This window comes from Leifsonia sp. NPDC014704 (assembly GCF_043083605.1).
GTDB lineage: Bacteria > Actinomycetota > Actinomycetes > Actinomycetales > Microbacteriaceae > Leifsonia.
Genome location: NZ_JBIBYW010000005.1, coordinates 21,439 through 39,488, shown reverse-complemented (window position 1 = coordinate 39,488; position 18,050 = coordinate 21,439). Strand labels below are relative to the sequence as shown.

36 protein-coding genes are annotated in these 18,050 nt (G+C 68.8%); 35 read left to right on the top strand and 1 reads right to left on the bottom strand.

Going from position 1 to position 18,050, the window contains the following annotated elements; genetic code table 11:
* Positions 1 to 438: 438 nt before the first annotated feature.
* From ACF1AJ_RS20700 to ACF1AJ_RS20685, 4 genes are all read left to right on the top strand, one after another.
* Positions 439 to 789 (top strand): hypothetical protein, encoded by a 351-nt coding sequence (locus ACF1AJ_RS20700; protein ID WP_391508920.1) that lies wholly within the window; start codon positions 439 to 441, stop codon positions 787 to 789.
* Positions 789 to 980: a hypothetical protein gene (locus tag ACF1AJ_RS20695; RefSeq protein WP_391508918.1), complete on the top strand. Its 192-nt coding sequence runs from the start codon at positions 789 to 791 to the stop codon at positions 978 to 980. The genes ACF1AJ_RS20700 and ACF1AJ_RS20695 overlap by 1 nt, the downstream gene beginning before the upstream one ends.
* 364 nt (positions 981 to 1,344) lie before the next feature.
* Positions 1,345 to 2,673 (top strand): tyrosine-type recombinase/integrase, encoded by a 1,329-nt coding sequence (locus tag ACF1AJ_RS20690; RefSeq protein WP_391508917.1) that lies wholly within the window; start codon positions 1,345 to 1,347, stop codon positions 2,671 to 2,673.
* A 197-nt stretch (positions 2,674 to 2,870) separates the two neighbouring features.
* On the top strand, positions 2,871 to 3,062 hold the full coding sequence (locus tag ACF1AJ_RS20685; protein ID WP_391508916.1) for a hypothetical protein: 192 nt from the start codon (positions 2,871 to 2,873) through the stop codon (positions 3,060 to 3,062).
* On the opposite strand, the gene ACF1AJ_RS20680 is transcribed toward ACF1AJ_RS20685, so the two are convergent.
* Positions 3,046 to 3,273, bottom strand: coding sequence for a helix-turn-helix domain-containing protein (locus tag ACF1AJ_RS20680; RefSeq protein WP_391508915.1), 228 nt, complete (start codon positions 3,271 to 3,273; stop codon positions 3,046 to 3,048). The two genes, ACF1AJ_RS20685 and ACF1AJ_RS20680, sit on opposite strands and share 17 nt — an antisense overlap.
* Before the next feature lie 145 nt (positions 3,274 to 3,418).
* Here ACF1AJ_RS20680 and ACF1AJ_RS20675 point away from each other — a divergent pair, with 145 nt between their 5' ends.
* From ACF1AJ_RS20675 to ACF1AJ_RS20525, 31 genes are all read left to right on the top strand, one after another.
* Complete coding sequence (locus tag ACF1AJ_RS20675; protein ID WP_391508914.1) at positions 3,419 to 3,664, top strand: helix-turn-helix domain-containing protein; 246 nt, start codon at positions 3,419 to 3,421, stop codon at positions 3,662 to 3,664.
* Positions 3,661 to 3,888: a hypothetical protein gene (locus ACF1AJ_RS20670; protein WP_391508913.1), complete on the top strand. Its 228-nt coding sequence runs from the start codon at positions 3,661 to 3,663 to the stop codon at positions 3,886 to 3,888. The genes ACF1AJ_RS20675 and ACF1AJ_RS20670 overlap by 4 nt, the downstream gene beginning before the upstream one ends.
* Before the next feature lie 87 nt (positions 3,889 to 3,975).
* Entirely contained in the window at positions 3,976 to 4,353 is a 378-nt protein-coding gene (locus ACF1AJ_RS20665; protein ID WP_391508912.1) for a hypothetical protein, read from the top strand.
* Positions 4,350 to 4,526, top strand: coding sequence for a hypothetical protein (locus ACF1AJ_RS20660; RefSeq protein ID WP_391508911.1), 177 nt, complete (start codon positions 4,350 to 4,352; stop codon positions 4,524 to 4,526). The genes ACF1AJ_RS20665 and ACF1AJ_RS20660 overlap by 4 nt, the downstream gene beginning before the upstream one ends.
* The gene (locus ACF1AJ_RS20655; RefSeq protein ID WP_391508910.1) at positions 4,523 to 5,191 is read left to right on the top strand and encodes a hypothetical protein; all 669 of its coding nucleotides are present in this window, start codon (positions 4,523 to 4,525) and stop codon (positions 5,189 to 5,191) included. Before ACF1AJ_RS20660 ends, ACF1AJ_RS20655 begins: the two co-directional genes overlap by 4 nt.
* Positions 5,188 to 5,322: a hypothetical protein gene (locus ACF1AJ_RS20650; protein WP_391508909.1), complete on the top strand. Its 135-nt coding sequence runs from the start codon at positions 5,188 to 5,190 to the stop codon at positions 5,320 to 5,322. Before ACF1AJ_RS20655 ends, ACF1AJ_RS20650 begins: the two co-directional genes overlap by 4 nt.
* Positions 5,322 to 5,483 carry a hypothetical protein gene (locus ACF1AJ_RS20645; RefSeq protein WP_391508908.1) on the top strand — a complete coding sequence of 54 codons (162 nt, stop codon included), beginning with the start codon at positions 5,322 to 5,324 and terminating at the stop codon, positions 5,481 to 5,483. Before ACF1AJ_RS20650 ends, ACF1AJ_RS20645 begins: the two co-directional genes overlap by 1 nt.
* Positions 5,484 to 5,592: 109 nt before the next feature.
* A complete protein-coding gene (locus ACF1AJ_RS20640; RefSeq protein WP_391508907.1) occupies positions 5,593 to 5,739 on the top strand; it encodes a hypothetical protein in 147 nt (48 codons plus the stop codon).
* Positions 5,736 to 5,870, top strand: coding sequence for a hypothetical protein (locus ACF1AJ_RS20635; protein ID WP_391508906.1), 135 nt, complete (start codon positions 5,736 to 5,738; stop codon positions 5,868 to 5,870). The genes ACF1AJ_RS20640 and ACF1AJ_RS20635 overlap by 4 nt, the downstream gene beginning before the upstream one ends.
* Positions 5,867 to 6,067 (top strand): hypothetical protein, encoded by a 201-nt coding sequence (locus ACF1AJ_RS20630; protein WP_391508905.1) that lies wholly within the window; start codon positions 5,867 to 5,869, stop codon positions 6,065 to 6,067. The genes ACF1AJ_RS20635 and ACF1AJ_RS20630 overlap by 4 nt, the downstream gene beginning before the upstream one ends.
* 107 nt (positions 6,068 to 6,174) lie before the next feature.
* The gene (locus ACF1AJ_RS20625) at positions 6,175 to 6,447 is read left to right on the top strand and encodes a DUF3263 domain-containing protein (protein ID WP_391508904.1); all 273 of its coding nucleotides are present in this window, start codon (positions 6,175 to 6,177) and stop codon (positions 6,445 to 6,447) included.
* A complete protein-coding gene (locus ACF1AJ_RS20620; RefSeq protein WP_391508903.1) occupies positions 6,444 to 7,406 on the top strand; it encodes a hypothetical protein in 963 nt (320 codons plus the stop codon). Before ACF1AJ_RS20625 ends, ACF1AJ_RS20620 begins: the two co-directional genes overlap by 4 nt.
* Positions 7,403 to 9,031, top strand: a complete 1,629-nt coding sequence (locus ACF1AJ_RS20615) for a DNA cytosine methyltransferase (protein ID WP_391508902.1) — start codon at positions 7,403 to 7,405, stop codon at positions 9,029 to 9,031. Before ACF1AJ_RS20620 ends, ACF1AJ_RS20615 begins: the two co-directional genes overlap by 4 nt.
* Entirely contained in the window at positions 9,028 to 10,371 is a 1,344-nt protein-coding gene (locus ACF1AJ_RS20610; protein WP_391508901.1) for a DNA-methyltransferase, read from the top strand. Before ACF1AJ_RS20615 ends, ACF1AJ_RS20610 begins: the two co-directional genes overlap by 4 nt.
* On the top strand, positions 10,368 to 10,691 hold the full coding sequence (locus ACF1AJ_RS20605) for a DUF4406 domain-containing protein (RefSeq protein WP_391508900.1): 324 nt from the start codon (positions 10,368 to 10,370) through the stop codon (positions 10,689 to 10,691). Before ACF1AJ_RS20610 ends, ACF1AJ_RS20605 begins: the two co-directional genes overlap by 4 nt.
* Positions 10,688 to 11,122, top strand: coding sequence for an HNH endonuclease (locus ACF1AJ_RS20600; RefSeq protein WP_391508899.1), 435 nt, complete (start codon positions 10,688 to 10,690; stop codon positions 11,120 to 11,122). Before ACF1AJ_RS20605 ends, ACF1AJ_RS20600 begins: the two co-directional genes overlap by 4 nt.
* Entirely contained in the window at positions 11,097 to 11,870 is a 774-nt protein-coding gene (locus ACF1AJ_RS20595) for a hypothetical protein (RefSeq protein ID WP_391508898.1), read from the top strand. The genes ACF1AJ_RS20600 and ACF1AJ_RS20595 overlap by 26 nt, the downstream gene beginning before the upstream one ends.
* A complete protein-coding gene (locus ACF1AJ_RS20590) occupies positions 11,870 to 12,481 on the top strand; it encodes a hypothetical protein (RefSeq protein ID WP_391508897.1) in 612 nt (203 codons plus the stop codon). The genes ACF1AJ_RS20595 and ACF1AJ_RS20590 overlap by 1 nt, the downstream gene beginning before the upstream one ends.
* Positions 12,478 to 12,855 (top strand): hypothetical protein, encoded by a 378-nt coding sequence (locus tag ACF1AJ_RS20585; protein ID WP_391508896.1) that lies wholly within the window; start codon positions 12,478 to 12,480, stop codon positions 12,853 to 12,855. Before ACF1AJ_RS20590 ends, ACF1AJ_RS20585 begins: the two co-directional genes overlap by 4 nt.
* Positions 12,852 to 13,037, top strand: coding sequence for a hypothetical protein (locus ACF1AJ_RS20580; RefSeq protein WP_391508895.1), 186 nt, complete (start codon positions 12,852 to 12,854; stop codon positions 13,035 to 13,037). The genes ACF1AJ_RS20585 and ACF1AJ_RS20580 overlap by 4 nt, the downstream gene beginning before the upstream one ends.
* Positions 13,034 to 13,939 (top strand): Rho termination factor N-terminal domain-containing protein, encoded by a 906-nt coding sequence (locus tag ACF1AJ_RS20575; protein WP_391508894.1) that lies wholly within the window; start codon positions 13,034 to 13,036, stop codon positions 13,937 to 13,939. The genes ACF1AJ_RS20580 and ACF1AJ_RS20575 overlap by 4 nt, the downstream gene beginning before the upstream one ends.
* Before the next feature lie 35 nt (positions 13,940 to 13,974).
* On the top strand, positions 13,975 to 14,337 hold the full coding sequence (locus ACF1AJ_RS20570) for a hypothetical protein (protein ID WP_391508893.1): 363 nt from the start codon (positions 13,975 to 13,977) through the stop codon (positions 14,335 to 14,337).
* Complete coding sequence (locus ACF1AJ_RS20565; protein ID WP_391508892.1) at positions 14,334 to 14,552, top strand: hypothetical protein; 219 nt, start codon at positions 14,334 to 14,336, stop codon at positions 14,550 to 14,552. The genes ACF1AJ_RS20570 and ACF1AJ_RS20565 overlap by 4 nt, the downstream gene beginning before the upstream one ends.
* Before the next feature lie 14 nt (positions 14,553 to 14,566).
* Positions 14,567 to 14,821: a hypothetical protein gene (locus ACF1AJ_RS20560; RefSeq protein ID WP_391508891.1), complete on the top strand. Its 255-nt coding sequence runs from the start codon at positions 14,567 to 14,569 to the stop codon at positions 14,819 to 14,821.
* On the top strand, positions 14,818 to 15,318 hold the full coding sequence (locus ACF1AJ_RS20555) for a hypothetical protein (protein WP_391508890.1): 501 nt from the start codon (positions 14,818 to 14,820) through the stop codon (positions 15,316 to 15,318). Before ACF1AJ_RS20560 ends, ACF1AJ_RS20555 begins: the two co-directional genes overlap by 4 nt.
* On the top strand, positions 15,315 to 15,626 hold the full coding sequence (locus tag ACF1AJ_RS20550; protein WP_391508889.1) for a hypothetical protein: 312 nt from the start codon (positions 15,315 to 15,317) through the stop codon (positions 15,624 to 15,626). The genes ACF1AJ_RS20555 and ACF1AJ_RS20550 overlap by 4 nt, the downstream gene beginning before the upstream one ends.
* On the top strand, positions 15,623 to 16,189 hold the full coding sequence (locus ACF1AJ_RS20545; protein ID WP_391508888.1) for a hypothetical protein: 567 nt from the start codon (positions 15,623 to 15,625) through the stop codon (positions 16,187 to 16,189). Before ACF1AJ_RS20550 ends, ACF1AJ_RS20545 begins: the two co-directional genes overlap by 4 nt.
* Entirely contained in the window at positions 16,186 to 16,638 is a 453-nt protein-coding gene (locus ACF1AJ_RS20540; protein WP_391508887.1) for a hypothetical protein, read from the top strand. Before ACF1AJ_RS20545 ends, ACF1AJ_RS20540 begins: the two co-directional genes overlap by 4 nt.
* The gene (locus ACF1AJ_RS20535) at positions 16,635 to 17,003 is read left to right on the top strand and encodes a hypothetical protein (protein ID WP_391508886.1); all 369 of its coding nucleotides are present in this window, start codon (positions 16,635 to 16,637) and stop codon (positions 17,001 to 17,003) included. The genes ACF1AJ_RS20540 and ACF1AJ_RS20535 overlap by 4 nt, the downstream gene beginning before the upstream one ends.
* A complete protein-coding gene (locus ACF1AJ_RS20530) occupies positions 17,000 to 17,293 on the top strand; it encodes a hypothetical protein (protein WP_391508885.1) in 294 nt (97 codons plus the stop codon). Before ACF1AJ_RS20535 ends, ACF1AJ_RS20530 begins: the two co-directional genes overlap by 4 nt.
* Positions 17,290 to 17,862, top strand: coding sequence for a hypothetical protein (locus tag ACF1AJ_RS20525; protein ID WP_391508884.1), 573 nt, complete (start codon positions 17,290 to 17,292; stop codon positions 17,860 to 17,862). Before ACF1AJ_RS20530 ends, ACF1AJ_RS20525 begins: the two co-directional genes overlap by 4 nt.
* Positions 17,863 to 18,050: the final 188 nt, after the last annotated feature.

Genomic DNA, 18,050 nt, shown 5'->3' with positions numbered 1-18,050 from the left:
TAAGGGTGGGCCCGGTGGGGCTCGAACCCACGACCCGCGGATTAAAAGCTTTATGATATGGTCTATATAGGTCAGTCCGCCCGCGAGATTCCGCGGAATCTAGGGAACTAGCTAGTCGCAACACCTCGCACGGGGTCGTGACAATGGCTAAAGGAATGGCTATAGTGGTTCTGACGCACACAAGTCACACCGACGAGGATGCGTCAGAACCGCAGAAAAAGTGAAGGCCCCGGGGTGGAGCCCGAGGCCTTCGCATCGAACCTGACAACGGTGAAGGAGCAGGAACGACATGGATAAGTCTATCCACCTCGACGGTAGAAGAACCCAGCACACGGGAGTCCTGAGTAACGGGATGTGGTCCGCGCACGGGAGACGTGCCGAAGGGGCAACGGCGCCCCACACCACCTCCCCGACCACAGCTAAGAGAGAGGGCACCCGGTGCCGCACTACATTCTGAAACCGCGCCCCGAGCGGGACTTCTACATCGACTGGTCGACCGTCGTCGACCGGCCCGCCGACTGGGGCTCGCGCGAGATGCTCTCCGCGGAGCTCGACGGCCGCTCAGCCGCGCCCGAGCGGTTCGACCGTGCCGACGAGACGGGCACCTCGTCCCTCGTCGGCGAGCTCGGCTGGGGCGCCGAGGAGATCGTCGTGCACAACATCGAGGGCGGACCCGTCGTCGTCCGCCGCGTCGACCTCGAAGCCTTCTGCGGCTCGCTCAACTACGACGACCCCGCGCACCCGTACGACCCGGCGCTCGCGCGCCCATGGATGCCGGAGGAGGACTGATGTGGTTCTGGGAGTGTCCGAAGCGCGGATGCCCGTTCAGTGCGGTCGACGAGACCGAGGAGGCAGTCCGCGACGCTGCCGTGCAGCACATCTCCGAGACGCCCGATCACGAGGAATGGGCGCGCGTTCGTTTCAACCTCGGCGGCGCCGGCCAGCAGACACCAAATCACATGATCGGAGCGGAGCAATGAGCGGGCGCGAACTCGACCCTGACGGAACCGATAGCTACCACCCGGAGCACCCCTGGGAGCAGACGCGGCATCCGCTGTACCTGCCACCCGCGCAGCGCACGCGGAACAACTGGCCCCCGGTCGCCGCTCGTCCGGCTGGCCCGCACGAGCGCGACGAATGGAAGTCGCTGCCGGAGCGTGCTGCCCCTGGCGTCGAGCTTGGATGGTTCGGCCCTGGGCATAGCTACCCCGAGACACCAGACCACATGGTCGGTAGCGAGTGATGTTCGCGGACGTCGTGTGCATCGCGCTCGCCGCGGCCATGCTCGCCGGCGGAGGCGTCGTCGTCCACTGGCTCACCGAGCGCTGAACGAAGGGACCACATATGGCCGAGAAGGGCCCGAACAAGCTGGCCAAGGGGGAGGGCTCCATCTACTTCCGCGCGAGCGACGCCCGCTGGTGCGGGACGCTGACGCTGCCGTCGCACGACGGCAAGCGGCGACGGAAGACGGTGACCGGGCGCACGGAGACCGAGGCGCGCCAGAAGCTCGCGCAACTCCGCAAGAAGCTCCTCGTCGAGGGCGACCTCCCCACGAGCTCGCAGACGTTCGGCTCGTGGCTCAACGTCTGGTTTCAGTCCATCGCCCTGCAGAAGATCCGGCCGGGCACCGCGCGCACCTATCGGACGCTCCTGGAGAACCACATCATCCCGGCCGTCGGGAGCGTTCAGCTCGAGAAGCTCACGCCCGCACACATCCGCCGAGTCGCCGACCGAATCACGAGCACGCCGAAGGACCCGAAGCACCCGGAGAAGGGCACGCTCACCTCGACCTACGCCGGCCAGGCCTACCGCATCATGTCCGTGGCGCTCGAATACGCGCTCCGGGAGGGCCGTGTCTCGCGCAACGTCGCGAAGCTGACCGACGCGCCGCGGCGCACGAAGACAAAGCTCGCCATCCCGACCGTCGAGGAGGCGCGCCAGGTACTCCGCACGGTCTCCGGCGACCCGTCCCTCGGCATCCAGCCGGACCGTCTCGCGTCCCGCTGGTGGGCGGCCTTCCTCACCGCGGCCCGACAGGGCGAAGTGCTCGGCCTCGAACTCGACCGCGTCACCGACCGCCTCGACCTCTCGTGGCAACTCCAACGCGTCTACTGGGAGCACGGGTGCGGTGAGCCGAAGGGCAAGGCCTACCCGTGCGGCGCCAAGCGCGGCACCGACTGTCCGGACCGGACCATCACCTTCCCGCCCGACTGGGAGCACCGGCACCTGCAGGGCGGCCTCTACCTTTCCCGGCCGAAGACGAGCGCCGGCTTCCGCATCATCCCGCTCGTCGACCCGCTCCGCACCGTGATCGAGCAACGCAAGCTCGCCGCGGAGAGTGAGCCGAACCCGCACGGACTGCTCTGGACGGCTGACCCGAAGGGCCACCGAGAGCTCGCGCAACCGCGCTTCCTCGACGGCTCGCCCATTGACCCACGCGCCGACAACGAGGCCTGGCACGCCGTGCTCGCGCGCGCCGGTGTCCGCGACGCTCGCCTTCACGACGCCCGCCACACGGCTGCGTCCATGCTCCTCGCGGCCGGAGTACCTCAGCGGACCCGCATGGCAATCATGGGGCACAGCTCCTACGCCGTGACGATGCTGTATGAAGACGTCGACCTCCTCCAGCTCACCGACGCAATGACCCGCATGTCTGCCCAGATCGAGTCGTGAAGACTACCCCAAATCGGGGTACTTTAAACTGCTGCGTCTGTCCGTCAAGGGGAGGACTATTCGGGGTACAAGTTGCGGAAAACGAACGGTGCGCGGCGGTCCCTCGCCAGGTGAGATAACGGAGGTGCGCCCCGGGTGTCGTGGGCCGAACCTACGATCTTTCTCACAGAGGGAACACGTCAGGGGAATAGCCGCACATGAGAAAGCTCGCATACACCGTCACCGAAGCCGCGACCGTCGCCTCCGTCGACATGGCGGTCATCGTCCGCGCTATCCAGGACGGCGAGCTCCGCGCGCGGAAGATCGACACCGACATGCGCGTGCTGGACGCGGACATCGCATCCTGGCTCGACCGGTGCCCCGAGTGGCGCTCTACGCCTCCCGTTTGATCGGGCGAATGCCCGAGTCTACGAGGCGGCCCTGGGTGGCCGCGTCGGCCTGACGAAGCACCTCGACCACGTCGAGCCCGAGCGTCTGGCACAGAGTGTCGAGCACCTCGACGTCGAAAGTCTTCCGGCCGTCGATGATCGGCCCGAGGGTCGTCCGAGCGATGCCGGACGCCTCGGCGAGCCGGCTCTTATTGGACCTCAGCTGTGCCATGCGCGCGTGAAGGATCTCCGCGACGGCAACGCTTAGAGGCCCAACGGGCGTGTTCGTCCCCTTAGGCATGCGTCAAGTGTGACATATGTCCGTCAATTTTGGCAAAGACTTGCACGAGTGACGCATATACGTCATACTGACGAACATGAGTCAGTCCACCACACCACTGAGAAGAGTTGCTCTCGCCGGGGAAATCCGCGCCGAGATGGCTCGGCAGCGCGTGTCGGTCGCTCAGCTCGCCGATGCGACTGGGATCAGCCAGTCGACCCTCTACAGAAGACTCAATGGCGTCAAGCCCCTCCAGTTGGAGGAGCTTGACGCCATTTGTGCGTCTCTGAAGGTGTCCCTCGTCGCGCTGACGGAGCGGGCGAAGACGGCGGGTGCCGCATGAGCAGAGACCTCCGGCCCGTCCTGCAGCCCATCGCCCTCTCCATCCCCGATGCAGCGGCCGCGACCGGCTACTCGGAGACCGTCCTGAAGGCGGCAATCGCTCGCGGCGACCTCGCGCCCCACTACGAGAACACGAAGGGCGTGCTCCTCGCGGAGGACCTCGTCGAGTGGGTCAAGTCGCTGCCGACCGAGCCGCAGAGGAGACCGAAGCCGCAACGCGCCTGATCTCGGCCCGAACCCGATCAGTCGCACCCACACAAGAGAAACGCCTCGGGCGGCCACCCGAGGCGAATCCAGAGAAAGGAAATCCCTTTGACGAACCACACTCTACAGGCTGGGCAATCTGTACCGCCCATCTTCCTCGACGGCGACTCCGCCAGAGTCCACCGCGACGACCCGTCCACCTCGCACCTCGCGGCCGACAAGTCCCAGCGCACCGTCCACACCGTCCGCGAGCGCGTGCTCCAACTCCTCGCCGACCGGGGCCCGATGGCCGCCTTCGAGGTGTGCGACGCCTACGCCGAGCGCGTCAGAAGAGCCGGATGGGAGCGTGTGCACCACGAATCCCCACGCAAGCGCATGTCCGACATGAAGCGCGACGGGCTCCTCGTCGACACCGGCGAGACCCGCCTCAACCCCGAGGGCTCGCCCGAGGTCGTCGTCGCGCTCGCCGAGGCGGTCGCACGATGACCCGCCTGCAGTTCCTGGACATGCTGTACCGCCGCCGTAAGACGGTCGACTTCTCGAACAAGACGGTCGACTTCCTCGAAGCCATGAACCGGCCCGTTCAGAACGCCCACGGCGTCCCGACCGAGGTCGACGGCGACGCGCTCGCCGTGATTCGTCAGGCGGTGTCCGCATGAACAAGGCGCACCTGACCATGACCACGCGCGAGCTCCGTCACATCGTCGCGGCCACTCTCCCCGCCGTGTCGAAGGACGAGGTCACTCCATCTCTCACCGCCGCCCTCTTCACGCTCGACGCCGGCCGCCTGACACTCACCGGGACGGACCGCTACCGAGTGCACCGCGTCCGCGGTAAGTACAACGGGAGCAAGGCCGGTGAGTTCCTCGTCCCTCGCGACGCACTCGAATGGGTCGTGAAGAACGCCGGGTTCTTCCGCCGGCGCTCGACCGTCGAGCCTGTCGCGCGCGTCGACTTCGCGTACGAGCTCGGAGCGTTCAAGTCGCCCGGGGGGACTGTAACGATCACTCTCGCGGAGCACGAACACGCCGGCGCCCCGTCGCTCTCGTACTCCCTGCCGCTGATTCAGGCGAACTTCCCGCCCGTGCACCGTCTCGTCGAGAAGGCGCTCGAGCTCACGCCCGAGCCGTGCTCCGGCCACGTGAGTCTCGACCTCCTCGCCGACGCGAAGAAGATCGCGCGAGACCGCCACGAGGGCGGGAACCTCCGTATCGTCCAGCCGAACCCCGGGAGCACCAAGCCCGGCCAGATGCTCGTGACATTCGAGTTCGGCGAGGCGCTCCTCCAGCTCATGGAGGACCCGGCGAAGGACTCCCGCTCGTGACCGGCCGCCGCTCGACCTTCGTCTACCCGCACCCGAACCCGACCGCACGCCTCGCGCTGGCCGTCGCGGCGGTCGAAGCCGTCGCCGCGCTCGCCGAGGTCGAGGACCACGCCGAGGAGGCGACCTGCTGATGGAGGACAAGCGCCCCGTCGAGCGCCTCGCCGAGAACCGGTGCGCCTCGCGCGGCCGGGAGAAGGCGGGCCGCACGCACCTCTGCAAGCTCACCGCCGAGCACGGCGGCGACCACTACTGCATCTGCTCCAAGCACTGGAAGACGGGAGTCACCCGCTGATGTTCAAGTTCCTCTGCAAGCTCGGCCTTCACTGGTGGACCGAGACCTACCGCTCCGGCTGGGACGTCTACCGGTGCGAGCGGTGCGGCGCGGAAGCGTGGGTCGCCGAATGAACCGCCGCGACTACGACCCCGAGCACCCGCACCCCGCCGTCGTCTTCCTCGGCGTCATCGGCACAGGCTTCGGCATCGGCCTCCTCGCCCTCCTTGCCTTCGCGGCCGGTGCGGCCATCTTCTCGGGGGTGGTCGGACAGTGAACCGCAAGCCGTACAGCATCCACCGCCGCCGCGACTGGGTCCCGGTCACCGTGGCCCTCCTCGGCCTCACCGCCGCCGCGTGCGCGGTCGCCGTGTGGCTCTATGCCATCGCGGGGGTGAGCATCCGATGAAGCGCGTAACGCCCGTCATGGTGTTCCTCCTCGCCATGTTTGTCGGCGGCGCTGTGCTCGTCGTCCTCGCCCTCCTCTACGGCTCCGGCGAGGCCGGCATGACGCTCTATCGCATCGGCGCCGTCGTCATGCTCGCTTCGGCGCTCACCGCGATGTCCGACCGCCTCGTTCGCTACCTCGGTGGAGGCCCGCGGTGAACGCGCCCGATTACCTTCCCGAGCCGGAGACCCGCGCCGAGCTCGCGCGGAGTCGAAGAGACACCGCTCGAGCGCGAACCGCCGGTGCTGTCTTTGAGGCGCTGCACGTGAACCGCGGCCCGAAGCCCGCGTTCTACGACGCGGCCGAGATCCTCGCGTTCGAGCGAGCCAACCCCGGCCAGGGCGGCGGGAAAGAGCAGCGCATCCGCCGCACGTTCCGCGTCAACGCCGCCCGCTACCAGCAGCGCCTGTTCCATCTGATCCACGACGACGAGGCCCTCGCCCGAGAGCTCGACCCGCAGACGGTCAACCGTCTCCTCCGCCTCGAAGCGGAGTACGCCGAGGCCCGCCGTCACCGCACCGAAGGACTCAACCGATGAAGAAGAGAACGGACACGACCGTCTGTCCGCCCGACCACGAGCACGCCGCAAAGAGCACGTGCTACCGCTACCACTTCTGCCGGTGCCTCCCGTGCCGCGTCGGCAACGCCGCCCGCTCCGCCGAGAACTATGCACTCCGCAAGGCCGGCACGCCCCGCCTCGTCGACGCCCAGCCGGTACGCGAGCACGTCCGACACCTTCAGTCCTTCGGCCTCGGCAACAGGCAGATAGCCGCCCTCGCCGGCGTCAGCGACGGCGTCCTCACCAACATCCTCTGGGGACACCCACAGAAATCGGCCGACGGCCGCCGACGGCCGCCCGTGCCGGCCGCCAAGGTCCGACGCGAGTCCGCGGACGCCATCCTCAGCGTACGACCCGACCCCTGGGCGGTCACTCACCACACCCGCATCCCGTCCCGCGGCACCCAGCGCCGCATTCAAGCGCTCGCGACGCTCGGGTGGACGCTCACGGACCTCGGGCCGCTGGTCGGCATGTCCTCGGACGTCGCGCACCGCATCCTGAAGAAGGACGCCGTCTTCGCCGTGACGCACTGGGAATTCGCGAAGCTCTACGACGAGCTCTGGAACGTCGCCCCGCCGAGGGCAACGAAGGACGAGCGAATCAAGGCGACGCGGATGGTGCGCTTCGCCGCCGCGCGACGGTGGCTCCCGCCGCTCGCGTGGGACGACATCGACAACGACCCGACGCCTCCGGTTCCTGACGGGGGCAACGTCGTCGACGACATCGCCGTAGAGCTCGTCATCGGAGGGGAAACCGGACTCCGGCTGAACCGAGCCGAGCGACACGAGGTCGTCCGCCACTTTCACGCGCTCCGCTGGTCCGACGGCCTCATTGCCGACCGGGTCGGCGTCGACGAGCGCACCATCCTCCGCGACCGCGAAGAGCTCGGCCTCGAAGCGTTCGACCAGACCGAGCTGCTCCGGAGGGACGCCGCATGATCACCATGACCGACATGTTCTGCGGCGCCGGCGGCTCGTCGTCGGGCGCAATCCAGGTGCCCGGCGTCAGCGTGCGAATCGCCGCGAACCACTGGCAAACGGCGATCGACATTCACAACGCCAACCACCAGGGCACAGACCACGCCATCGTCGACCTCCACCTCGAACGACCGTCCTACTTCCCTCGCACCGATATCGCCTGGATGTCGCCCGAGTGCACGAAGTGGTCACAGGCGAACGGCGCGCAGCTCCCCGCCATCGAGGAGGGCCTCTTCGAGGACCCGCTCTCCGACGACGTCAAGCAGCGCTCCCGGCTCCTCATGTTCGACTGCCTGAAGTTCATCGAGTATCACCGCTACCGCCTCGTCATCATCGAGAACGTCGTCGACATCGCCACCCAGGCGAAGTACCGCACGGCGTGGACCGTCTGGCGCCAGGAGCTCCGAGCGCTCGGATACAACTTCCGGGTTGTGTCGCTGAACTCCATGCACGCCCAGACCTTCGGCGCGCCGGCGCCGCAATCGCGGGACCGCATCTACATCGTCGCGTGGCCCGAGGGTCAGAAGGGCCCGGACCTCGACCGTATCCTTCGCCCCCGCGCCTACTGCTCGAAGTGCGACAGGGTCGCCGAGTCCGTCCAATCGTTCAAGGCCGGTCGCACCGTGGGCCGCTACCGGCAGGCGTACGTGTATTGCTGCCCGACGTGCGGCTCCGTCGTAGAGCCCGGATGGCTTCCGGCCGCGGCCGCCATCGACTGGTCGATTCCGGGCGAGCGCATCGGCGACCGGCTGAAGCCGAAGACGCGAGCGCGAATCGCCGCGGGCATCGCCCGGTACTGGGGTCCTCTCACGCTCGAAGCGGCTGGGAACACGTACGACGCCGCCGACCCAGCGCACCCGCACTACGGCGAGCTCGACGCGTACTACCGTGCCTGGCCGGTCGAGGAGGCGCTCCGAGCACTCCACACCACGAACTCGAAGGCTCTGGCGGTGCCGGTCGAAGGACGCGACGGGAAGGACGCGTGGCCGGCCGACGTGCCGCTTCGCACCCAGACCACTCGCGCCGAGACAGGCCTCGCGCACGCGCCGTTCATCGCCGAGATGTACGGCACGAGCACCGCCCGGTCCGTCGCCGAGCCAGCGGGGACCTTCACCGCCGGCGGGAACCACCACGCCCTTGTCACGCGCCACTACGGAGTCGAGGGCGGTAGTGCCGCCCGCCACACGACCCCATCCGAGGAGCCTCTGCGAACGCTGACCGCGAACGGCGGCAACATGTCGCTCGTCCACCGGCACAACGACGGCGGAGCCGAGATGACGACTCCGAGCTCTGAGTACCTCCGGACACTGACCACGGGCGGGAACGTCTCGCTCCTGCAATCGAGGCGCCCCCTCAGCCCCGACGACCTGAAGGCGGCGGAAGCCATGGTCCCCGAGGTCCTCTTCCGCATGTTCCGCCCGCACGAGGTGGCCGCTGGCATGGCGTTCCCCTCCGACTACACCTGGCAGCCGGTCGACCGGCTCAAGCCCATATCCAACCGGGACCTCGTGAGGGCAGCGGGCAACGCTGTCACCCCGCCCGCCGCCCGCGACCTCGTCGCCGCCTCCGTGGAGATATTCGAATGACCACCCCCTACTACCAGGACGATCTCGTCACCATCCACCACGGCGACTGCCTCGACATTCTCCGGTCACTCCCGGACGAGTCCGTGCACGCCGTCGTCACCGACCCGCCCTACGGGCTATCCGCGACTGACCAGGACCACGTCACCGAGGCGCTCACGCACTGGCTCGCCGGCGACCGAGACTTCCTCCCGTCAACCGGCTCCGGCTTCATGGGGAAGGCCTGGGACGCGTTCGTCCCGCCGGTCGCCGTCTGGGACGAAGCACTCCGCGTGCTGAAGCCCGGCGGCCACCTCCTCGCATTCGCCGGCTCACGCACGCATGACCTCATGGCCCTCGCGATCCGCATGGCCGGGTTCGAGCTCCGCGACTCCATCGCCTGGCTGTACGGCTCCGGCTTCCCGAAATCGCACGACGTGTCGAAGGCGGTCCACGACGCCCTCGGCGCCGAGCGAGCGAAGGTCCGCAAGCCGAGCGCAGCTTCGGCCTACTCCGCCAACGCCGGCAACGACCGCCCCTGGATGCAGCGCGCTAGAGAGGACGGCTTCGTCGAGGTTGCGGGAGACGAACCGGCAACAGAAGCCGCCCGCGAATGGAGAGGATGGGGCACCGCGCTCAAGCCAGCATTCGAGCCCATCGTCGTCGCACGCAAGCCCCTCGCCGGCACCGTCGCGAGCAACGTGCTCGCCCACCGCACCGGAGCACTCAACATCCAAGCCTCCCGGACCGGCACCGACGGCGGACACCGCGACACCGGCGAAAACTCGCGCTCGCCGAAGTCGGTTTCCGCGTACGGCGACGGCCTGAACGGCCGCTCGTCGTCGCCGGTACCGGGTCTCGGCCGGTGGCCGACGAATGTCGTACTCGACGACACCCAGGCTGCGGTGCTCGACGAGCAGGCACCCGACACGGGAGCGGCCGCGAAGGCCTCCGGCCCCACTCTCCGTGGCGCGACGACTTCGTCAGCCGCCTTCGGAGCGCGTCGCGGCTTCGACGGCGAGCCGGCTTTCTACGGCGACAGGGGTGGCGCGTCGAGATTCTTCCCGACGTTCCGGTACGAACCGAAAGCCCCGACGTCGGAGCGACCGAAGGACGGCGAGATCGTGCACCCGACAGTGAAGCCGCTCGATCTCATGCGATGGCTCGTCCGTCTCGTGACGCCGCCCGAGGGAATCGTGCTCGAGCCCTTCGCAGGAAGCGGCACGACCGTCGAGGCGGCGCTCCTCGAAGGCTTCCGGTGCATCGCGGTCGAGCGTGAGGCCGACTACCTCCCGCTCATCGTTCGCCGAATCAGCAAGCCGCTGCAGCAGTCCCTCTTCGGCGAGTGGGAGGTCGGCGCATGAAGCTCTACATCGCCGGGCCCATGACGGGTTACCCGGACGCGAACTACCCAGCCTTCAACGCCGCCGAGGAGGCTCTCCGCCGTGCCGGGTTCGAGGTCCTCAATCCGACCCTCGGTGAAATCGCACCGCCGGCGGAAGACACGAAGCCGTGGGACTGGTACATGCGCCGCGGTCTCCGCCAGGTGCTCGAAGCCGACGGCGTCGCGCTCCTGAAGGGGTGGCGCGACTCGCGCGGAGCCGCGCTCGAGACGCACGTAGCCCGCGAGCTCGGCATGCCGGTCGGCACACTGTTCGACTGGCTGAGCGGGGGCGTCGCATGACCCCGGCCTACAACAACCCGGCCGAGATCGACGCCCGCGAGGTCGTCATGTACCGGGACGAGGGCGTGTGCGTGAAGTGCCGCCGCGTCGACCCGCTCTTCGGGGTCAATTTCGACCACCGAAAGAACCGGAGCCAGGGGGGCGTGTGGGAGCCCGCGAACGGGCAACTCCTGTGCGGCTCAGGGGCGACCGGGTGCCACGGGTGGAAGACGACGCACCCAGAGGACGCACGCCGTGAGGGCTACGCGGTCCCCGGCTACGCCGACCCGGCCGAGTACCCGGCGCGCCGGTGGTCGTGGGTCGGCTACGTCCTCCAGCCGGTGTGGGTCCTCTACGACAACGCCGGCGGGTGGCAACAGATCAGCGACGAAGAAGCAGAAGCACGAATCGAAGGGAGATGGGCGCATGCGAATCCGCTCGACGAGGCCTGAGTTCTGGAGGTCGGAGCGCATCGCCTCGGTCGACTGGGAGCCGCGCCTCTTGCTCAAGGGCCTTGAGTCCTACGTGGACGACAACGGCGTAGGGAAGGACGACGAGGAGCTCATCGTCGGCGACCTCTTCCAGCGCGACCTCGTTCGCAACCCCTCGCGAACCCTCGCGAGGGTGTCCGAAGGGCTTACCGTCCTCCGCTCGGCCGGTCTCATCCACCGATACAGCGCCGAGGGCACCCGTCTCCTCTTCGTCTCGTTCTGGGACAGCATCCAGAGGATCGACAAGCCCCAAGCGGGACGTTTTCCCCGGCCAGACGGCACTTTGAACTACAAGGACTCCGTCATTCGCGAACCGTCCACGACGGCTCGCGAGGAGTCGGGAAGGCTCGCGCCTGGAACAGGGGAACAGGGGAACAGAGGAACAGGGGAGCAGGGCAACGATATCTCTACCGTCAGTCCAGTCACTAACGTTCCTGATCGCGCGAGCAAGTCGCCGACTGACGAGCTGGATGTGTTCGCACTCGAAGTCGGGGTCGCGGACGTCGAGGACCTCCGCAAGGTGCTCTCCGGCACCCTCGGCCACTCCATCACGGGCATGGACGCCATGGTCTTCGCCCAGGAGGTCGGGAAGCTCGCCCTCGAACCGGTCGACAACCTCACCGGCTACGTCGTCCGGGCATGCCAACGCAACCCGGAACAGATCCGCGAGTGGTACGCGGACGCCGCACTGAAGGCGGTGAGCGCATAATGGCCGACCGTGTTCCCGTCGGGTGCACATTCACCGCGGCCGAGTACCGCGCGCTCACCCGCATCGCCGCCGAGCGCTCCACCCCAGAGCGACCGGTCCAGGTGCACCACCTCATCGAGGACCTCGTCGTCCGCGCGCTCACCCGCCGCCCCGAGACCCCGCGCGAGGTGCCGGCGCCCGCACCGGCCGTCGAGGCCCCCACCCGCCCTGAGGTCCCCGCCGAGCCGGCGCCGGCAACCGTCGCGGAGGAGCAGAAGCCGAAGGCGCACCGCGGGCGCCCGCGCACGAAGGTCGACCGCCGCCTCCTCCGCGAGCTCCACGCCGACGGGATGACCGACAGCGCCCTCGCCGAGGCGTTCGGCGTGTGCAAGGAGACCGCCCGCGCGCACCGCGACGCGCTCGGCCTGAAGCCGAACACCTCACGCCGGCACACCTCGGTCGACGTGGACCTCCTCGTCAAGCTCCACGCCCAGAAGCTCAACGACCGCGAGATCGCTGCCGCAATGGGCATCCGGCGCGAGACAGTCGGCGACTACCGACGCGAGCGCCTCAACCTGCCGAAGAACACGGCCACCGGCCGGAAGCGAACGAAGGGAGTGGAGGCAGCATGAAGATCCGCATCTACGGAGGACTCCGAGGCGCCGCCGAGTACGGCGTCGACGCGGAGATCACGCTCGAACGGGCGCTCCTCGACGGCTACCGCGTCTGGATCGACCCGGAGGGCTGGTACGTCGGCGACCCGACGTCCCGGTGCCGGTGGTCGGGGTGGAAGGCGAAGCCGATCAACGCCGAGGCGGAGACGCCGCTCGAAGACCGAATCGGCGTGTTCACCATCCTCGTCAACCCGGACTGCAGGAACGGCAAGCACGACGCCTGCAACGGCGACGGCTGGGACACCCGCACCGACCTCTCGCCCGAGCAGTTACTCACCGTCCTGGAGTTCGAGCACAGCGGGACCGACACCTTCGAGGAGGCCGAAGCGTGAAGCGCAAGACAGTCCGCTCGACCACCTCCCTCCTCAACGAGAAGCCCCTGCAGCCCCACCCCGGCGCTCGCCGCGTCGAGTACCGCGAGTCGCGGTGCAACGCGTGCTGCAAGAGCCCCTACGGGTGCGCTCGCAACTTCGTCTGCCCGTGCCACCGAACCCCGAAGGAGACCCGCTCGTGACCCTCCTATGCATCACGAATCAGATGGACGACTTCCGCTCGTGCACCATCCGCGGCGAGCACAAGGTCAGCTGCGACGGCTACCGCTACCGGTGGGATGAGCGGCGCCGGAAGTGGGAGGTCCTCGGCGAGTGCACCGGTTGCCTCGGTCGGCTCGCGAAGGTCGGCCTCCTGTGCATCGCGTGCTACGAGAAGGTCCAGCACGCGTTCGTCGAGTGGACGCCGGCGCGTGAGGCCGCCATGGGGAGCATTGACCGTGCGGTGAAGCGCGACACCGCGGGGCGCACGTCGGGGCCGGAGGGGTACGTGCCGATTCCGGGAACGATACTCGCCGTCAACGAGATCAGCTCATACCTCGGGTCCTTCCCGGGCCGCCTCGACCTCTGGGTGTCGTCCGAGCGTGGCGCGATGGACGCCGTCCGGTTCGGCCGTGCCGTGCCGGCCGCGCTCCGGACGCACGAGCTCGAAGAGAAGCAGCACAAGGTCCGCCGCACCCGGTGCCCCGAGTGCAAGCAACTCGCGCTCGTGTGGAAGCCTCCGGCCGAGCCGACTGCGCCCGTGAGAGTGGTGTGCACGGCGTGCGCGCACGAGCTCCCGCAGGACGCGTTCGAGAAGGTCGCCGCCATCGAGAAACCGGAGACGGCCGCCATCGACGGCGTTCTCGTCGAGGCGGGCCAGGCGGTCAACCGTCGCGGCTACTTCGCCGAGGACTACGACGGGCGCCGCCCAGAGCACGAGCCCCTCGACCCGCTCGAAGCGCTCACCCGTGCCGAGCTCGCGCCCATGGCCGAGGCCCTCGGCGTCGAGCGACACACCGGCCTGCGGAAGCCCGAACTCATCGCTGCCATCCGCTTCGCCCAGGTCACCGTCGCCGACGCCGCCGTTCAGGAGGTGACCGAGTGACCGGTCATCGTCAGATCGACGCAATCGTGCGTCGAATGGCCGAGCACCCCGAGGAGATCCCCGCGGACCGGTTCACCTACACCCGCGCCGGGCGAATCCAGTGCACCGTGTGCGGCCGTGAGGGCGTCAGAGGCTTCGTCGGCATGCCGGACCCGGAGACGGCGCTCGACTGGCGCGGCCTCCCTCGCCGGTGGCACCGCTGGCACCCGTGGGCGCCGTGGCAGGTCGCGTGCCTCCTGGACCACCCGTGGCCGTGCTCGTGCGGCCGCTCGTTCCCGTCCTACGTGAACCTCTGGCGCCATATCGGCGCCGCCCGGCCCGCCGGGTGGGGCCGCCAGGGGGACCACCGTCCGGTCCTCGCCGAGGCGTGGCCGCGAGAGGAGGTGGCTGCCGCATGACCGACACACCCGTCTGGGTGTCCGTCGCCGACGCCGCCGTGCTCGCGAACCGCTCGAGCCGAACCATCTACTCCTGGGTCGAGCAGGGCCTCCTCGACACCCGCACCGACGACTCCGGGAAGACGACCGTCAACGGCCGCCAGGTCCTCGCCGTCGAACCGACCGTGAAGCGCGGCCGCCGGCCACGCTCCGCCCGACCCCGCACCACCTACTGAGAGGGAGAACACCCGTGGGGAACAACCCGAACTCGCGCCGCGCCCGGCTCATCCGCCGAGCGCCTCGCGCCCGCACCATCTCCCGCGCGCGCATGTTGAGCGCCCGGCAGCGGAAGGCCGCCGCCGCCTTCCGTGCCGCTGGCCACCCGCTCCTGCCGTGGCAGCTCGACGTGCTCGCCCCAGTCTTTACCAGCATCCCGCTCGGCCTCGCGCCGCGCCGGCCGAGCCAGGCCCGGTTACAGCGCTACTACGAAGGGCCCCGCCGATGAGCGCCCGCTCGCGCCGCCAGACCCGCTCCCGCCGATTCGACCTCCCGTCGGAGCGGTGGCCGCTGAACCACAACGCCGCCGTCTACGCCCGGAAGCACCCGCGCCCCGGCCCGTCGCTCGGCGACGTCGCGGCCGCCCTCGTCGCCTTCGGGCAAATGGGGGCCGCATTCGAGGAGGCCGTCACCAGGCTCGGTGAGGCGGCCGCGGCCACGAGCTCGGCATTCGCTGAGATGCGGGAGACCGCCCTCCGCACCGCGTTCGAGCAGAACGAAGCCACGCTCAACCCGAGACGCGCCGACATCCGCCGCCGCTACGCCACCCTCGACCGCCTCGCCCTCAACGGCTACGACGTCCGAGACGAAATGGACGCGCTCGCCATCGAGGAGGCCGCACTCAACCTCGAAGCAGCCGGCATCACCGAACCCGAAGCGCTCGCGACGGCGAACCGTGCCGTCGCCGAGTTCGAGCTCACCCACCCGAAGGAGAAGACAGCATGAACGACAACGAGAACTCCGTCCGAGCGACGGTCTACCTCCAGGTCCAGCCGGAGTACAAGCGCTGGTACGGCACAGCGAATCGCGACACCGCCGACGCCATCGACGGCGCGAAGGTCGTCGGCTCGACTCAGAACAAGTCCCAGAAGCCGAAGCCCGGCACCGTCGAGGTGAAGATCACCATCGAGGTTCCCAAGGGTGCATTCCTGCCGCTGCGGCCCGAGGCCGTTGTCGTAGTACCCGAGTCGATGACGCAGCCGCACCCGGTCGAGGTCGAAGCGCTCGACGCCAACGAGGAGGACACACTGTGAGCGCCTCGACGTTCGTCCCGCCGCACGACATCGGAACCCGCGTCCGGGCCACGGCTGCGGCGGGCACCATGGTCGCCCCAGGCACCCTCGGCGTCGTCACCTGGACGCACCCCTGGCCCGAAATGCCTTACCGAGTGCGGTGGGACATTCCCGCCGAGGAGCGCGGCGCTGACTTCGGCATGTCCGACATCGGCTGGCTGACGAAGCCGGAGGAGTTGGAGGTCCTCGGCGGCCCCGAACCGGCCGAGCACCGTCTGCAGGACGGTGTGGCCGTGTGCCTCGGCGGGCCGTTCAGCGCGTGCCACGTCTACCCCGACTGCGAGTGCGAGTACTGGTCCGTCGACGAGGACACGGGCCGCCACGAGCACCCCGTCCAGGCGAACAGCGAGTGCTGGGTGCTCCCGTGGATCAACTCGACCGACCTCTCGGACTCCGCGACCGATGACGCCGAGACTCGACGCGACCCCGAAACGGGCGCATGGCCGGACGGGCGGATCTCGTACGAGTGGGAAGGCGAGTACGTCATCTGGTCCTACGACGACGAATCGGAGGTGAGCGCATGAGCTCCCACACCCTCAGCATCGAAGTCCCGAGCGTCCCGTACGGCCCTCACCACGTCGCGACCCTCGTCGCGGACGCCGACTACTACCGGGCCGCCGCGAAAAACATTCGCCACCAGGCGGCCCGAGGCGAGGCGTTCGCGGGCTCGAACCTCACCGAGACCGTCGCAAAGCTGTGCGACGAGGTCGCGGCACAGCTCGAAGCAGCCGCGACGGCGCCCCCGTGCGCCACGTGCGGACGCCCCGCAACCTACCGCCTCGGCGAACCCACGCCCGCATGGTGCGAACACCACGGACCCCACGGTCGCCCCGCGAGCAACGCGCTCGCCGAGGCGTGGGACGACGGCTTCACCGCGTGCGCCGGCGAACACATGAAGCAGCGTCGCGACCCGTCGCACCCCATCACCCGAACGAACCCACACGACACGAAGCCCGGAGGTCTCCTCGCATGACTCACACCGTCACGATCACCAAGCTGCCCGACGAGGAGAGCGACGACTACGAATACACCTTCGGAGGCGGCCACGGCTTCGACTGTGCCGTCCTGACGCTGTGCAAGCGTGCGGCGTGTCAGGCGATGAATCCCGACTACGGAGACGAGCGCGTCCGCCATGGTCGCGAGCACTTCTACCGCGACGGCGACTGGCTGGTGGAGAGCGACCTCTGCGCGCTCAGATTCGTCTTCGAGGACCGAACCGAGGAGGAGACGTTCGCGGGGCTCGATCTCGGCACGTACCCGGTGCGAGTGGAGTGGGAGGACGAGTCGTGGTGGCTCGAGCCGCAGGGCGCGAGCACGGCGGGGGAGGGGAAGCGATGAACAACGGTAGCGAGCGCATCGCCGAATACTCAGCCGGCCCGGGCGTCTTCGGGGCACTGTTCGACAACCACACCGCCGACCTCGTTGACGATGTGCTCCCGGACATCGCGGCGGCCCTCGACATGACGAACGGCCACCCGGACGCGGAACGGCTTATGAACCGGGCGCACCAGGCGTGCATCGACGCGTTCCCGGTCGAGGACGGCTGGTCGGAGGAGACGGGCAGGTTCGCGTTCCGTCTCCTCGCCGGCGTCGCCATGAGCGCCACGTGGGCGGGGGAGCGACCGTGAGAATCCGCGACCACCTCCTCCTAGCCGCGCACCGTCTCGCGAGCGCTATCGACGGTCTCACCGACTGGCGACACCTCACGACCGACCCGGCATGCGTCCACCACGTGCCCGTCACCCCGGGGTCGCGCCTTGACCGCGTGTCCCGGGGGGAGTCGTGCAGCCCGTGCCTCGCACGGCGCGCCTTCGGCTACGACCTCGACGAACCCGACACCGACGATGACAACGGCTACGCCCGCACCACGTCCGACCGCCTCTTCCGCCGCGGCCTCGACATCACCCGGTCAGAGATCCGAGAAGGCCTCGCGCTTGCCGGCGCCATCGGCATCGAGGGAGCCGACGCCGAGACCTCGCTCCACGCGTTCCTCCTCCGCCTCGTCCCCACCGACCCGGCGTCGACCACACCACGACGCTTCATCGGATGGGACACCCTCGGCCTCGCCCTCGACACCATGCTCGACGGACTCCCCGCCAAGGCCCGCAACGAGGTCCTCGCCCGCAAGTGGGGCAACGACAGCATCCGAATCGCCCACGCCGTCTGGCTTCACGGGAAGGCCCGGACGCATGCCTGAGACCACCACACTCCGCGAGCGCGACCAACGCCTCCTCGAAGAGTGGACCCACATCGTCTACGACCGCGCTCGCCGGGGCGGTGCGACGATGGCCGAGGCGGCCGCTCGGGCGGACGCGTATCGGAAGCGGATGCAGTTGACGCCGGAGCCGTGCTCGAACGCCGAGTGCGACCGGTGCCGGTTTCACG